The organism is Leucobacter fengyongliangi (assembly GCF_050971685.1).
Taxonomy (GTDB): Bacteria; Actinomycetota; Actinomycetes; order Actinomycetales; family Microbacteriaceae; genus Leucobacter.
Genome location: NZ_JBPCEU010000015.1, coordinates 41,063 through 55,867, shown reverse-complemented (window position 1 = coordinate 55,867; position 14,805 = coordinate 41,063). Strand labels below are relative to the sequence as shown.

Annotated in this window: 13 protein-coding genes; 7 read left to right on the top strand and 6 right to left on the bottom strand. The window is 65.5% G+C overall.

Features of this window, described 5'->3' with window-relative positions; genetic code table 11:
• Positions 1 to 77: 77 nt before the first annotated feature.
• The 6 genes from ACR0R4_RS11505 (at position 78) to ACR0R4_RS11480 (ending at position 6,520) form a co-directional block, all read left to right on the top strand.
• Complete coding sequence (locus tag ACR0R4_RS11505; protein ID WP_433647620.1) at positions 78 to 524, top strand: FAS1-like dehydratase domain-containing protein; 447 nt, start codon at positions 78 to 80, stop codon at positions 522 to 524.
• Entirely contained in the window at positions 521 to 955 is a 435-nt protein-coding gene (locus ACR0R4_RS11500; RefSeq protein ID WP_433647590.1) for a MaoC/PaaZ C-terminal domain-containing protein, read from the top strand. Before ACR0R4_RS11505 ends, ACR0R4_RS11500 begins: the two co-directional genes overlap by 4 nt.
• Positions 956 to 981: 26 nt before the next feature.
• Positions 982 to 2,127: a UDP-N-acetylmuramate dehydrogenase gene (locus ACR0R4_RS11495; protein WP_433647619.1), complete on the top strand. Its 1,146-nt coding sequence runs from the start codon at positions 982 to 984 to the stop codon at positions 2,125 to 2,127.
• A gap of 161 nt (positions 2,128 to 2,288) precedes the next feature.
• Positions 2,289 to 4,355, top strand: a complete 2,067-nt coding sequence (locus ACR0R4_RS11490; protein WP_433647589.1) for an acyl-CoA dehydrogenase family protein — start codon at positions 2,289 to 2,291, stop codon at positions 4,353 to 4,355.
• Between the two features lie 61 nt (positions 4,356 to 4,416).
• Positions 4,417 to 5,217 carry an SDR family NAD(P)-dependent oxidoreductase gene (locus tag ACR0R4_RS11485; protein ID WP_433647587.1) on the top strand — a complete coding sequence of 267 codons (801 nt, stop codon included), beginning with the start codon at positions 4,417 to 4,419 and terminating at the stop codon, positions 5,215 to 5,217.
• Between the two features lie 7 nt (positions 5,218 to 5,224).
• Positions 5,225 to 6,520 carry an amidohydrolase gene (locus ACR0R4_RS11480; RefSeq protein WP_433647586.1) on the top strand — a complete coding sequence of 432 codons (1,296 nt, stop codon included), beginning with the start codon at positions 5,225 to 5,227 and terminating at the stop codon, positions 6,518 to 6,520.
• A gap of 135 nt (positions 6,521 to 6,655) precedes the next feature.
• Here ACR0R4_RS11480 and ACR0R4_RS11475 read toward each other — a convergent pair whose 3' ends face one another.
• The 6 genes from ACR0R4_RS11475 to mtnA all read right to left on the bottom strand — a co-directional run bounded on the left by ACR0R4_RS11475 (position 6,656) and on the right by mtnA (position 13,045).
• Positions 6,656 to 7,147 carry a cupin domain-containing protein gene (locus tag ACR0R4_RS11475; RefSeq protein ID WP_433647585.1) on the bottom strand — a complete coding sequence of 164 codons (492 nt, stop codon included), beginning with the start codon at positions 7,145 to 7,147 and terminating at the stop codon, positions 6,656 to 6,658.
• A complete protein-coding gene (locus ACR0R4_RS11470) occupies positions 7,144 to 8,058 on the bottom strand; it encodes an ABC transporter permease (protein WP_433647584.1) in 915 nt (304 codons plus the stop codon). The genes ACR0R4_RS11475 and ACR0R4_RS11470 overlap by 4 nt, the downstream gene beginning before the upstream one ends.
• Positions 8,055 to 9,233 (bottom strand): ABC transporter permease, encoded by a 1,179-nt coding sequence (locus tag ACR0R4_RS11465; protein ID WP_433647583.1) that lies wholly within the window; start codon positions 9,231 to 9,233, stop codon positions 8,055 to 8,057. The genes ACR0R4_RS11470 and ACR0R4_RS11465 overlap by 4 nt, the downstream gene beginning before the upstream one ends.
• Complete coding sequence (locus ACR0R4_RS11460; RefSeq protein WP_433647582.1) at positions 9,230 to 10,789, bottom strand: ABC transporter ATP-binding protein; 1,560 nt, start codon at positions 10,787 to 10,789, stop codon at positions 9,230 to 9,232. Before ACR0R4_RS11460 ends, ACR0R4_RS11465 begins: the two co-directional genes overlap by 4 nt.
• A 130-nt stretch (positions 10,790 to 10,919) precedes the next feature.
• On the bottom strand, positions 10,920 to 11,981 hold the full coding sequence (locus ACR0R4_RS11455) for a BMP family ABC transporter substrate-binding protein (RefSeq protein WP_433647581.1): 1,062 nt from the start codon (positions 11,979 to 11,981) through the stop codon (positions 10,920 to 10,922).
• Positions 11,982 to 12,010: 29 nt separating this feature from the next.
• Positions 12,011 to 13,045, bottom strand: coding sequence for an S-methyl-5-thioribose-1-phosphate isomerase (gene mtnA / locus ACR0R4_RS11450; RefSeq protein ID WP_433647580.1), 1,035 nt, complete (start codon positions 13,043 to 13,045; stop codon positions 12,011 to 12,013).
• Between the two features lie 450 nt (positions 13,046 to 13,495).
• Here mtnA and phoH2 point away from each other — a divergent pair, with 450 nt between their 5' ends.
• Positions 13,496 to 14,770 (top strand): RNA 5'-3' helicase PhoH2, encoded by a 1,275-nt coding sequence (gene phoH2, locus ACR0R4_RS11445; RefSeq protein WP_433647618.1) that lies wholly within the window; start codon positions 13,496 to 13,498, stop codon positions 14,768 to 14,770.
• Positions 14,771 to 14,805: the final 35 nt, after the last annotated feature.

Genomic DNA, 14,805 nt, shown 5'->3' with positions numbered 1-14,805 from the left:
TGGATATACCCACCAAAGCTTGTTAGGAATCGTTGCCGAACTCGACATGTGGGGGCGCGGCCTAGACTGGGTGCGTGGTGAATCCAGATATTCAGGGCCGGGTCTACCCGCCCACTCAGCCGTACCTTGTGGGACGTGAGAAGGTGCGCGAGTTTGCGCGCGCCGTGCTCAGTTCTGCGCCCCTCCATCACGACCCGGAGGCTGCTCGCGCGGCCGGGTACACCGATGTGGTGGCTCCGCCCACGTTCCCCATCGTGCTGCAAGATTTCACGCTGCAGCAGTTGCTCGCCGATGCAGACGCGGCGGTCGACTTTTCTCGCGTGGTGCACGGCGACCAGCGGTTCAGCTACTCCCGTCCGATCGTGGCGGGCGATGAACTTGTCGGCACTATGACGGTCACCTCGGTGAAACAGCTGGGGGGCAACTCGATGGTGACTTCATCCACGGAAATCGTGGATGGTGGCGGGGCACACGTGGTCACCGCGATCTCCACCCTCGTTGTGCGAGCGGAGGAGAGCGCATGAGCGACACAGTGCTCCCAGTATTCGAACACCTCGCTATCGGCGACACGGTGGTCGAGCGCACCGTTGCATTCTCCCGCGACACACTGGTGCGCTACGCCGGCGCTTCCGGAGACTTCAACCCGATCCACTATCGCGACGATGTGGCGCAGTCGGTGGGTCTTCCCGGCGTGCTCGCCCACGGCATGCTTACGATGGGTGTCGCGGCATCGCCAGTGAGCGAGTGGATCGGCGCGGCCGGTTTCGTGCTCGACTACCAGGTGCGGTTCACCCGGCCGGTGCCCGTCGACGCGTCAGTCGGGGCAAGCGTGAGCGTCACGGCGACCGTTGGAGCGCTTAACCTCGAGGCACGCACCGCCCGCATCGACCTGAAGGTCATATTCGGTGGTCAGACCGTGCTGGGCAAGAGCCAGCTCGTGGCGGCGTTCAGGTGATCGATTTCGGCTCGCACACGGAGCAGATGGGCGAACATGATGTCATGCGGCTCGCAGATTTGACCACCATGCGGGTGGGTGGCCCCGCCGAGCGTGTGCTGGTCGCGACCACCGCAGACGAGCTCGTGCGTCTGGCGGGGGAGCTCTGGCACGAAGGATATGACTGGCTGCTCCTCGGTGGGGGATCGAACACGGTCGTCAGTGACGAAGGATTCCCGGGCACCGTGCTGCTCGTGCGCACCGGGGGAGTCGATCGCATTTCTGATCCTTCTCTGGAGGCAGGAATCATCCGTCTGCGCGTGCAGGCCGGTCACGACTGGGATCAGTTGGTGGCCGAATGCGTCGACCGTGGCTGGTCGGGTCTCGAAGCGCTCTCGGGAATCCCGGGGCGGGCCGGAGCCGCTCCAATTCAGAACATTGGCGCGTACGGGGCGGAGCTCGCCGACGTGCTGCACTCGATCACCTTTCTGGATCGCGAGACCGAGGAAGTGACGAGGATCCCCGCAGCAGAACTCGAACTCGGCTACCGCACCTCGAGTATCAAGTCCGGTCGAGAGGGCGTGGTCCTATCGATCGACGTGTTCCTGCGCGAGCACTTTGATACCGAACAGCCACTCTCCGCACCGATCGCCTACGGCCAGCTTGCCGACGAGCTCGGTGTGACGATCGGTGATCGGGTCACGTTGAAGGAGCTTCGGCGTGCGGTCCTTCGCCTGCGCGCATCGAAGGGCATGGTGCTCGACCAAGTCGATCACGACACGTGGAGCGCGGGCTCGTTCTTCACGAACCCCGTCGTCTCGGAGCATTTTGCGCGGAGTCTTCCCGCAAGCGCGCCCCGGTATCCGGTCGCGGGAGACGAGCCGGAGCCCGCGGTGACCCCGCTCGAAGAGCTCGCTGCCGGCGCGCCGCTCCGGCTGCCCGCGCCAGCTCCGCCACGTCAGGTGAAGCTCTCTGCGGCGTGGTTGATCGAACACTCGGGCATCGCGCGGGGATTTCGCATCCCTGGTTCGGGGGCCGCTATCTCATCAAAACACACCCTCGCGATTACCAATCAGGGCGGCGCGACCGCGGCGGACATCGCTCAGCTCGCCCGGTACGTGACGCAGCGCGTGCAATCGGAGTTCGGTGTCATCTTGGTGCCCGAACCGAATCTGTACGGGCTGGATCTCTAGCTTCACACTCTAGTTTGTGAGCATCATTTTTGGAGGGTATGGACAAGCTCAAGGGGTTCGTCGATGCCGGCCATTTGTTGGTTGTCAGCCGGCTAGTTGTCGCGAGAACACCTGAGCCCTAGCCTGGGGGCAGCATGTCAACGGCGCGCAAAGGAGCCAGAATGACCACCCCCGCAGGCACGAGCCCCACAGCCATTCGGATCGATCACACCGCCGTAGGTGATGCTCTGCTGGGCAAGTGGAAGAAGGAGCGGCTCGAGTCGCGCCAGCTTGCCTCCGATCCTCGGTTTCAGACTGTTCCCGGGATGTCGATGGATGAGCACCGCGAGCGGGTGCTTGAGCAGCTGGGCGAACTCGTCGCTGCCGGGGCCGTCCAGCGCGCCTTCCCCAAATCGGTCGGCGGTAACGACAACCACGGGGGCAACATTGCGTCATTCCAGGAGCTGGTTTTCGCGGACCCCTCGTTGCAGATTAAGAGCGGGGTACAGTGGGGCCTGTTCGCTGCCGCGATCCAGCATCTGGGTACCGAACCCCATCACGAGAAGTGGCTCCCCGATGCCCTCTCGCTGAAGCTTCCCGGGGCGTTTGCGATGACCGAGATCGGTCACGGCTCAGACGTCGCCTCGGTGGGTACCACGGCGACCTACGACCCGAGCACCGAGGAGTTTGTGATCCACACGCCCTTCACAGGAGCGTGGAAGGATTACCTGGGAAACGCGGCCCTGCATGGCCAGGCAGCGGTGGTCTTCGCCCAGCTGATTACCCAAGATGTGAACCATGGCGTGCACGCGTTCTTCGTGCCCATTCGCACCCCAGATGGCGAGATGATGCCGGGCGTGGGGAGCGAGGACGACGGATTTAAGGGTGGCCTCAATGGCATCGACAACGGTCGCCTGCACTTCACCCACGTTCGCATTCCGCGAGAGAACCTGCTGAACAGGTACGGTGACGTCGCAACGGATGGCACGTACTCCTCGCCCATCGAGAGCCCGGGACGGCGATTCTTCACGATGACGGGAACGCTCGTGCAGGGTCGTGTATCGCTGGACGGTGCGGCGGTGAACGCGATGAAGGGTGCACTCGCCATCGCCGTTCGGTATGGCAACGAGCGACGCCAATTTCCGGGTGTCGACGGCCGGGATGTCGTGTTGCTTGACTACGGTCAGCACCAGCGTCGGCTCCTCCCGCGACTTGCACAGACATACGCAATGCAGTTCGCTGACCTGAAGCTGCTCGAGCTGTTCGACGAGGTGTTCTCGGGCAAGGGCGACACCCCCGAGAACCGCGAAGACCTCGAGACCCTCGCCGCGGCTCTCAAACCCACCTCTACCTGGGCAGCGCTTGACACGCTCCAGGAGGCTCGCGAGGCCACGGGCGGCGCGGGCTTCATTGCGAAGAACCGTCTCACCAGCTGGCGCAGCGACCTCGACATCTACGTGACGTTCGAGGGCGACAACAACGTGCTGCTGCAGTTGGTGGGAAAGCGACTCCTGACCGACTACTCAGCACGGTTCACACCGGGAGACAAGGCCGCCATCGCTAAGGCAGCGGCCGAGCAGCTGGGAGATCGCGTGAGTCGATTCGGCCTGCGCCAGTTGGGGCAGAGCCTTTCCGACTTTGGCCGGGTGGCACGGTCGGTCGACAGTGTGCGCAGCCCGGACGCGCAGCGAGCGTTGCTCACCGACCGGGTTGAGACCATGATCGCCGAAATCGCTATGGCGCTCCGCGAAGCAACCAAAGACGTTGCCAAGGCGGATCGCGCAGCGGCGGGTGCCGATGCCTTCAACGCGCAGCAGCACAAGCTCATCGAAGCGGCCAAGGCGCACGCCGAGTTGCTGCAGTGGGAGGCCTTCACCGAGGCGCTCGAGACCTTTCACGGAGACACCCTCACCGTGATGACCTGGCTGCGCGATCTGTTTGGTCTCGGCCTCATCGAAACGAGCGCGGCCTGGTATCTCGTGCACGGCCGGCTTTCGGGAAGCCGCGTGGAGGCCATCACAGCGTATGTCGACCGACTCCTCGGGCGCATCCGAACCCACGCGAGTGACCTGGTCGATGCCTTCGGCCTGACTCCGGAGCTGTTGCGCGCTGAGATTGCCACGGGCATTGAGGCCGAACGGCAAGCGGAGGCCCAGGCCTACGTCGCCGCGCAGGTCGCGGCGGGCACCTGGCCCGTGCACGAGAAGCAGCTCTGGGCCAAGAAGAAGGGCGCTGAACGCGCGCGGTGACATCAGCCTCGGCGCGCTACGATGGGCAAGACATTTTGTGGAGCGAAAACGGGGTGACAGCGTGGTGAAACGCGATACAAGCTTGCCCGATCTCAGCGGGCAACGAGTGCTCATCACGGGTGCCACGGGCGGCCTCGGGCAGGGCATCTCGCGCCGCTTTGCCGCGGCAGGGGCCCGCGTCGCGGTGCATTACCGATCGTCGAAGGCCGCCGCGCTCACCCTCGTCGAAGAGTTGCGGGAGGCCGGGGGCGAAGCCGAGGCCGTGCATGCCGACCTGAGCGTGCCCGGTTCGGCAGAAAAACTGGTCGCTCTTGCAGTGAAGAAGCTTGGTGGCCTTGATGGCCTCGTCAACAACGCGGGTATCCAGCCGTTGGCCACGCTGTCCGAAATGACGCGCGCCGAGTGGGACGCGGTGTTCGCAACGAACCTTGGGGCGGTATTTGAACTCAGCCAGGCCGCCGCTGCGGTCATGGGCGAGGGTGACGACGCGCGAGATCCCTCAAGCAATCGGTGGATCACGCACGTCGCCTCCATCGAAGCCAGTCGGCCTGCCGCCGCACACGGACACTACGCTGCGGCGAAGGCCGGCCTCGTCATGCACGCGCGAGCAGCGGCTCTGGAGCTCGGCGAGTGGGGCATCCGGGTGAATACGGTCTCACCGGGCCTCATCGATCGGCCGGGGCTCGAGACAGAGTGGGCGGAGGGAGTGGAGAGTTGGCGAGCGCACGCGCCGCTCGGTCGCATGGGCACCCCGGAAGACATCGGGAACGCCTGCGTCTTGCTTGCATCGGCCGGGGCATCGTTTATTACCGGGCAAGATCTCCCGGTCGACGGCGGCATGCTCGTCACCCCGGGTTGGTGAGCGGGCCATGACCGTCATTTGGGCTGACGCGATGCTCACCCCGACAGGCCCCGTTGCCGAGGCCGAGCTGGCGTTCGACAGTGAGGGGCGCATCGAGTATGCGGGGCCCCAGCGCCCCGGATCCACACCCACGTACGATCTTGCCGGACACGTGCTCATGCCGGGGCTCGTCAACGGTCACACTCACTCGGCAATGACGCTGCTGCGAGGCGCGTCAGACGACGACGGGTTCATGCCGTGGCTCGCCGCGGTGCAGGCGGCGGAGCAACACCTCACCCGCGACGATGTGGCCGCGGGGCTGCAGCTCGCGATGCTCGAGATGATCGAGACCGGCACCACCTCTTTTGCAGACATGTACCACTGGGACGCGGGGCTTCTCGAACTCGTGCGCGCCGCTGGCATGCGAGTGCTTGCGGCCCCGGCGGTCTTCACCGACGAGGCGGTCGGGTTTCCGGGAGTCAGCCCGTGGACGGGCGCGGAGGTTCTCGATGCCACCGAGGCGCTCGCAGAACGCTTCGCGGCGGATCCGCACATCCGCCTGGCCTACGGTCCGCACGCGCCCTACACAACGCCGCCGGAGCAGCTGCGTGCAATTGCCGGGCGGTCGCGGCGCACGGGCATCCCGATCCACATTCACGTGTCAGAATCTGCCGCCGAAGTCGCCGACATGATCGATCGATACGGTTCCACTCCCGCGATGCACTTGGAATCCCTCGGTCTGTTTGAGGCGGACGTGCTGGCCGCGCACTGCGTGCACCTGACTCCGGAGGAGATTGCGGTGTTTGCACGCACGGGTACCGCGGCGAGTCACAACCCCGTTTCAAACCTGAAGCTCGGGTGTGGGGTCGCCCCGCTGCCGGAGTTACTTGAGGCCGGGGTGCGGCTCACGCTCGGCACTGATTCCGTCGCGAGCAACAACTCGCTCGACCTGTTCGAGGAGATCAAGCTCGCGACGATCCTGCACCGCGGGGTGCGCGGCGACGCGGCTGCGGTGCGGGCGAGCGACGTGCTCGACATCGCCACGCGGGGTGGTGCGCAGGCCATCGGTTTCCCCGAAACCGGGGCGCTTGAGGTGGGGCGCCTGGCTGACGTCATCGCGCTCGATGTCACCGGCGCGGGTGCGATCCCGCACCCCTCGCTCGTGTCTCACCTGGCGTTTTCGGCCCGCGGCAGCGATGTGCGCCACGTCTTCATTGGCGGCCGACACGTGTATGCGAACGGCGATCACCTCTCGCTAGACGCCGTCGACGTGCGTGCGCGGGCCACCGCGGCCGCCGAGCGCATGCGGGCCGCCTCCCTGTAGGGCGCAAGTGGCTGCTTCGCGTCAGGGGAAGCAGCCACTTGCGCCCTACCAGATGGGGGTGGCTCCTGTCGGGGGGTCTGGTGTGGGGGGGGGGCGCTCCTGTGTGGATGGTGTGCGCCACGGAGCCGGCTACGGTTACACCCGGGTGAGTGCGGTAATCCGCTCGGCGCACTCCGGGTAGCCTGCCTGCAGGGTCGCCCGGACGCCCAGCTCGAACCCGTCCCAATCAAACGGCGGTGCCATGGTCGTGCCCACTAGGCACCACTCGCCCAAAGGCGAAGAGCCTTGCATCACTCCGGCGGGTACCGCAAGCTGGGGCACCTGACCCGCGGCCGGGTCTGGGCCGAGTAATCGCTCCTCGAAACGGCCATCGGGATGCAGCAGTAGCAAGTTGAGGGGTGAACCGGCGTACCAGTGGTAGACCTCGACCGAGGCGAGCGCGTGGAGTGCCGAGAAATCCGGCCTGGCGAGCAGATAGTAGATCGCGCTGGAGTGTGCGTCGAGATGACCCTGCGCAAAGAGACCGCCCTCGTGGTCGAGGGGTTCGAGGCCGAGCCGATCCACCCAAGCCTGAGCATCGGCCGGCAGCGTAGTCGCGTGAGCGGGTGCGTCTGAGTGCGCGCTCACGCGACCTGCGCCCGTCTGGCTTGCAGAAACCTCCGGCTCATGATGATGAGTACGAGCAGGGTGACGACGTAGGGCATCACGTCGGTGAGCTGCTGCGGCAACCCAAACGCCTGCAACCGGAAGCCAATCGCGTCGGTGAAACCAAAGAGCAGGGCAGCCAGGAGCACGCCAACGGGGTGCGCCCGGGCGAGCATCACGGCGACGACCGCGATCCACCCGCGACCGGCCGACATACCCTCGTTGAACTGCACCACGTTGCCGAGGGCAAGTTGCGCGCCGCCCAGGCCAGCCAGGGCACCCGAGGCGAGCACGGCCCACAACTGGTAGCGCTGTGGGTTGACACCCATGGTCGCGGCTGAGAGCGGACGTTCGCCGACTCCGCGCAGGCGTAGCCCGAGCGGAGTGCGGAAGAGCACCACCCACGAGATCGGGACGAGCAGGAGTGCGAGGTACCCCAGGGGGGTGAGATTGAACAGGGGGCCGATCCACGGGATGTCGGCGAGGACCGGAATACGCCAAGTAGGGATACCGTCGATCCCGGGATCTTTAAAGACACCTTGCACGTCAAAAATTGCGACAAGCAGGAAGCTGGTGAGGCCGATCGCGAGGATGTTCATCGCGACGGCGAGAACAATCGGATCACCCTTGCGGAAGACGGTTCCGTAGCCGAGGATCAGAGAGAAGAGCATGCCGGCGAGCATGGCCACGACAACACCCGCGATCCAGTTCCCCGTAAAGAACGATGCGGCGACGCCAGCGAAGGCTCCGACCAGCAGGATGCCTTCGAGGCCGATGTTGAAGATGCCCACGCGCTCGCAGATCATGCCGCCGAGCGCGGCGAGCAAGATCGGAACGAGGGCGCGCAGCACCGAGGCGATGAGGTCTTGATCGAGCACGTCGAGGAGGTTCATCGCGCGACCTCCTTCGGTTCGGTCGATGTTCGTTTCTTCCTGAACTGCGGGAGGGCAACGCGGTAGGCAAGCAGGATGATGACGAGCGCCTGGATGATGGCTGAAATTTGCGGCGAGAGGCCGAGCTCACGACCCATGGCCTCACTGCCGACGATGATCGCCGCGAAAAAGAGCCCCGAGATGGCCACTCCCACCGGTCGGTTCAGTGCCAGGAGTGTCACGAGCAGCGCGGTCCACGCGTAGTTCGTCTGCACGAAGCTGCCTTCGACGAGCCGGGTGTTCGGGCTGCCGATGACGAGCAGCACGCCGATCAACCCGGCGATGCCCCCGGAGAGTGCCATGGTACGCAAAACGAGCGGTCCAGGCTTCACCCCGCCGTACCGTGTGAACTCGGGGTTCAGTCCGGCAAGACCCGATTCGAATCCGTACTTCGTGCGTCGGTTCATGAAAGCGGTACCGACAACGAGCACCACAACAATAAGCAGCGACCAATTCACCCCGGTGAGGATCGCGGTGATGGGGTGCATGGCGCCCAGCCCCTCGCGCAGCGACTCGGCAAGCCCGCTGTCTCGACCCACCATCATGCCGATCTGGCGGCTGGGATCGAGCTGCTCGCTCGCGATCAGATCTGAGGACGGCTCGTCGAGTCGGTAGCGAATGAGCCACGAGGAGAAGTAGCGGGCCGGATAGTTGAGAAGGAGCGTCGAGAGCAGAATCGGCACGCCCAGAGCGGTCTGCAGGAAACCCGCCACAAGCCCCCAGAGGGCGCCGACGGCGATCGCGGTCACGATGGCGAGCAGCGCGACGAGCGGGCCTGGTCCCGGGAGGTACACGGCGACGAGGCCGCCGGCGAGACCGCCGAGCACGGCTTGCCCCTCGGTGCCGAGGTTGAGCACTCCCGCGCGAAAGGCGATCGCGATCGCGATGCCGAGCCCCACGATGGGGAGTGCCCGTTGCAGCGTCGAGGCCCAGCCCATGCCTGACCCGAATGAGCCCTGCAGCATGGCAACGTAGCCGTCGAGTGGGTTCACCCCCGCGAGCAGCATGAACACGGCCCCGATGAGGAGAGCCGAGACGATGGAGACGGGAATTGGCCCCGAAAGCCACGTGCGCGATGCCCCGAGCGCCCGGGAGAGGCTGGTCGCTTGGTCAGCGGTTCGGGTCGATGCGCTCACAGGGTGGATCCCTTCTGGGAGGCAAACGCGGCCCCCGGTCGGTGGTGTGCCGGCGGCTCATGGCCAGCCATGTATAGGCCGAGCAACGCCTCCGTCGCCTCACTCTGGGGCACTTCGGCAACGATCCGCCCCTCGAACATGACGAGAATCCGCGACGAGAGCGAGAGGATTTCGCTGAGCTCGGCCGAAATCAGCAGCAGCGCCCCGCCGCCGTCACGATACTCGCACAGCTCGCGATGGATCGACTCGATGGCTCCGATATCGACGCCCCGGGTTGGCTGCTCGGCAATGAGTAGGGGCGAGTTGTAGTCGAGTTCTCGGGCCACGACAAGCTTTTGTAGGTTGCCGCCGGAGAGGGTGCCGACCGGAGTCGCAGGGCTTGCGATCTTTACTCCGAAGCGTTCGATGAGTCTCCGCGCATGATCGAGCATTGCTCCGCGTGAGAGCAGCCCGCTGCGCAGCAGCGGCGCGCTGCGGTGGTGGCCCAGGGCCAGGTTGTCGGATGCGTCGGCGCTGCCCGCACTGCCGACGCCGTGCCGGTCTTCGGGGATGTAGGCGATGCCGCCATCGCGGCGAGCAGCAATTGAGGAGTGGCTGAGATCCACCCCGCGAACGACAATGCGACCGCCACTGACTCGACGCATGCCAATGATCGCCTCGGCGAGCTCGACCTGACCGTTGCCCGCAACGCCCGCGATACCAACTACCTCGTTCGCGCGGACCGTGAGATTGGCCGATTCGACCGCGGGACGCCCGGCACCGGGCACGGACAGGTCGCTCACCTCGAGTATTACTTCGCCGGGGTCGTGCGCTGGTGGGGGAGTCGAGAGGTCGACATCGCGCCCGGTCATGTGGCGGGTGATTTCTGCGGGGGAACTCTCTGCAGTTACGAGTTGGGCGACGTGGCGACCGTCTCGCAGCACGGTCACGCGGTCGGAGATCGCCATGACCTCGTTCAACTTGTGGGTGATCAGAATGATCGTTCGCCCGTCATCGCGCAGGGTGCGCAGCACCTCGAAGAGGCGCTCGGTCTCTTGCGGTGTGAGCACGGCGGTGGGCTCGTCGAGGATGAGCACCCGAGCGTCGCGATAGAGGGCCTTCACGATTTCGACGCGCTGCAGCACTCCGACGGGTACCGAGTCGACGCGCGCGGTGGGATCGATCGCGAGCCCGTAGCGTTCGGCGATCTCGGTGACCGCTCGATTCGCCGCCGCCCGGTCGATCAGGCCGCCCCTCGTGGGCTCCCTGCGAAACACGACATTCTCGGCAATGGTGAGCGACGGAAATAGCTTGAAAGATTGGAACACCATGCCGATGCCCGCGTCGATCGCGTCGAGTGGTGACTGGAATTTCACTCGCTCGCCGCGAATGAAGATCTCACCCTCGTCTGGCTGATGGACTCCGGCAAGCATCGACATCAGGATCGATTTGCCGGCCCCGTTCTCGCCCATGAGCGCGTGAATCTCTCCGGTCAGAACCGTGAAGTCGACGCTGTCGTCGGCGAGCACGCCGGGAAATCGCTTGGTGATCCCGCGCATTTCGACTTCAGATGCCATGCTCGCTCCTTCGCGCGATGTGGGGGTGGATCGCCCGGCGCGTCAGGCGGTTCAACTGCTGTGGCTATTCTTCCCGAAACGCGGGTGCGCCGCACAGGAGAGTTCCTGCGCGGCGCACCCCAGTTCGTGACTAGGCGGTCGGGTCGACGACCGTGATGTCGCCCGCAACGATCGCGTCGCGTGCCTCGGTGACCTGCTCGAGCACCTCCGGGTGCTCCATGATCACGCACTCCGAGTTCGCTGCGTCCTCGGTGAGGCTGACGATCGTCATGCCCTCCTCGGCGAGGCCGAATGAGCTGGTGGCCTCTGACGGGGTCTTACCATCGAGGATTTCGCCCACGACGGTTTCGACGACCTTGTTGACCGACTTGATCGTGCCGTCCATGACGCTGCCCGGTGCCATCATGCACTGGTTCGCATCGACGCCGTACGCGAAGAAGCCCTTCTCGGCTGCCGCCTCGAAGATGCCGCCGTTCGAAGCTGCACCCACGGCGAAGACCTGGTCGGCCCCGGTGGCGGCAAACGCGATGGCCTGTTCCTTGGCGCGCGCGGTGTCGGCGAAGGGGTTGTCGCCACCGATCACCTGCGGGGCGACGGTCACCACCGATTCGTTGACGCTCTTGGCGCCCTCGTCAAAACCGACCGAGTACTTCTGCAGCAGGGGGATGTCGAGCGAGATGACCGAGCCGACCGTGCCGGATTCGGTCATGAGGCCCGCCTCGATGCCGAGCAGGTAAGAGGGCTCCTGCTCGCGGAAGGTGGCCTGGTACAGGTTGTCGGGCGCGCCCTCGACGAAGGTGTCGATCAGCACGAATGCCTGGTCCGGGTACTGCTCTGCGAACTCCAGCGCGAGGTCAGCGAACTGGAAGCCGAGCATCACGACGACCTCGGGAACCTCGGCGACGGCTGCCTCGAGGTTTGACCGACGGCTCGCGTCGTCCTTCGACTCGAAGGTCTCGGAGGTGCCACCGTTGGCTTCGGCAACTGCCTCGATGCCGATCTTGCCCGACTCGAGGAACGCGTTCTGGCCGATGGGATCGCTGGTGATATACACGAAGTGCGGGCCATCGGTGGTCGCCTCGGTCGACTCGCTCGAGCCGGCTTCGCCGCCCGAGCATGCGGTGAGCAGCAGTGCTGCCGACATGGCGCCGGCGGCAACGGCCGCGCGGGTGCGGCGCTGGGTGAAGAACATAGGGGTTCCTTTCAATCTGACGGTTAGGGTCATGGAAGTAGTGGGCCGAACGGAGTCTCGGCGAGGGTCTCCCCGAGTTGCGGCCGAACCACGCGCCGCTCGGTGATGATGGCGGTGATGAGTTCGTGAGGCGTGACATCGAAGGCCGGATTTACCGCGGTGATGCCCTCGGGGGCTGTGCGCATGCCGCCGAATCCTGCGACCTCGTCGGTGCCGCGATCCTCAATCTGGATGTCGGCTCCGCTCGCGGTGCGCATGTCTACCGTCGACTCAGGTGCCACGACGAAGAACGGCACGCCGGCGTGTTTGGCTGCGAGCGCGAGTGAGAATGAACCGACCTTGTTTGCGGTGTCGCCGTTTGCCGCGATGCGGTCGGCCCCGATGAACACAGCGTCAGCGATGCCGCGCGAGAGGAGGAACGGGCCGGCGGAATCGATGAGGAGTCGAAATGGCGCGCCCATGCGCTGCAGTTCCCACGCGGTCAGTCGGGCACCCTGCAGCAGGGGGCGGGTCTCGAGCGGAAACGCCTCGGTGAGTGACCCCTGTTCGAAAAGGGTCTGGATCACGCCGAGCGCGGTACCGCGCTCGACGGTCGCGAGGCTGCCCGTGTTGCAGATCGTCATGACGTTCACGCTCTGCTTCCCCGTGAGCTCCCGGGTGAGATCGGCACCGCGCAGCCCCATCGACACGCACGCTGCAATGTCTTCATCGCGTATCGCGAGCGCCTCAGCGAGCACCGCCTCAGCGCCCTCGGTCAGTCGGGTCAGCGCTCGATCCACCCCCCATGAGAGGTTGACCGCGGTGGGGCGAGCTTCGCGCAGAAGCGCCGCGTCGCGCTGTGCCGACGGGAGATCGAGAACGTCGCCCGTGGTGTGAGCGCGCGCGATCAGTGCAGTGCCCAGCGCTCCGGCGACACCGAGCGCTGGAGCGCCGCGTACCGCGAGTCGCTGGATGTCGGCGATGAGTTCTTGGAGCTCAGTGACTCGGTGCACTTCGAGGCGGTGCGGGAGAAGTGTCTGGTCGATCAGCTCGATAGCTCCGTCGGCCCAGTCGATGGTGCGCACGAAAAGTTCCTCAATTCATCGGAGTGACGCGGATATCGTCGGTGGATAGGTCTCGCGGTCTGAAGAAACCGGCACAGATGCGTCATCCAGGCTATCGGAATCTAGCCCGCAGAAAGTCACGATCACGTGTCATCGTGCCTCTTGAAACGCAAGCGAAATGGCACCGAAATCTCGGTGTCGCCGTTCGCTCAATGTGCCCCCACCGTTCACCGAATTGGCGTGTGTCGCGCCCCGCACTTGAGCTTGCCAGGCGTAGCGTGTGTGGCATCGGGCAAGGAGCCCGATCGAGGCGGCCACTTCCCCCTCGAGCGAAAGGTCGCCCCGCTGATCCGGCACCGCCGGGCAGAAGGAGTCACCGTGGCCGAAACGCATGACACCCGCACCGCACTCGTCGCACCCGCTGCTCCCACCAGCAGCCACGAGTCCCTTCCGCAGCAGGAACGCACCTACGTGCTCGACACCTCGGTGCTGCTCAGTGATCCCGCCGCGATTTTCCGATTCGCCGAGCACTCCGTCGTGCTTCCGGTGGTGGTGATCACCGAGCTTGAGAAGAAGCGTCACGACCCAGAAATCGGGTACTTCGCGCGGCGCGCGCTCCGGTTGCTTGACGGGCTGCGCGAAACGCACCTGCGGCTCGACTTCCCGGTGCCAGTGGGGGAACAAGGCGGCACCCTGCGGGTCGAGCTCAACCACACGAGCGTCGACGCGCTACCCAGCGGCATGCGACTCGGCGACAACGACACCCGCATCCTCGCCGTCGCGCAGAATCTTTCTGCCGAGGGTCTTGAGGTGACGGTGGTCTCGAAGGATCTTCCGATGCGGGTGAAGGCTGCGGCGCTCGGGCTGGGGGCCGAGGAATACCGGGCCGAACAGGCCGGTGACGATTCCTACACCGGGATCGCCGACATCGACCTCAGCGAAGAGCAGATGAGTGAGCTGTGGGACGAGGAACGTCTCGACGAGGTGGCCGCGGCCCGAGAACTACCCATCGGCACCGGGCTTATCTTGAACTCGCCTCGGGGCTCGGCGCTCGGCCGCATCGACGGCAGGGCCTCCCTGCGCTTGGTGCGCGGCGACCGCGAGGTGTTCGGGGTGCACGGTCGCAGTGCCGAGCAGCGGCTCGCGATTGACCTGCTGCTCGATCCGCAGGTGGGCATCGTGTCGCTCGGAGGCCGCGCGGGAACCGGCAAATCGGCCCTCGCGCTCGCCGCGGGCCTGGAGGCTGTGCTTGAACGGCAGCAACACCGCAAGGTGATGGTGTTTCGGCCGCTCTATGCGGTCGGCGGCCAGGAGCTGGGGTATCTGCCTGGAGACCAGCAGGAAAAGATGAACCCGTGGGGCCAGGCGGTGTTCGACACGCTCGGTTCGATCGTGAGTCAGAACGTGCTCGACGAGGTGGAAGCGCGTGGCATCGTCGAGGTGCTGCCGCTCACGCACATCCGCGGGCGCTCGCTGCACGACGCGTTCGTGATCGTCGATGAGGCGCAGTCGCTCGAACGCAATGTGCTCTTGACCATGCTCAGCCGAATCGGTCAGCACTCCCGGGTGGTGCTCACGCACGACGTGGCGCAGCGTGACAACCTGCGGGTGGGGAGGCACGACGGCATCGCCGCCGTCATCGAGAAGCTCAAGGGGCATCCGCTGTTCGGGCACGTCACCCTCACGCGTTCCGAGCGCAGCGACATTGCGGCACTCGTGACCGAACTTCTCGAGGACGCGTCGTAGTCGGCCCTACGAATTGGCCGGCCGCCGACGTACGC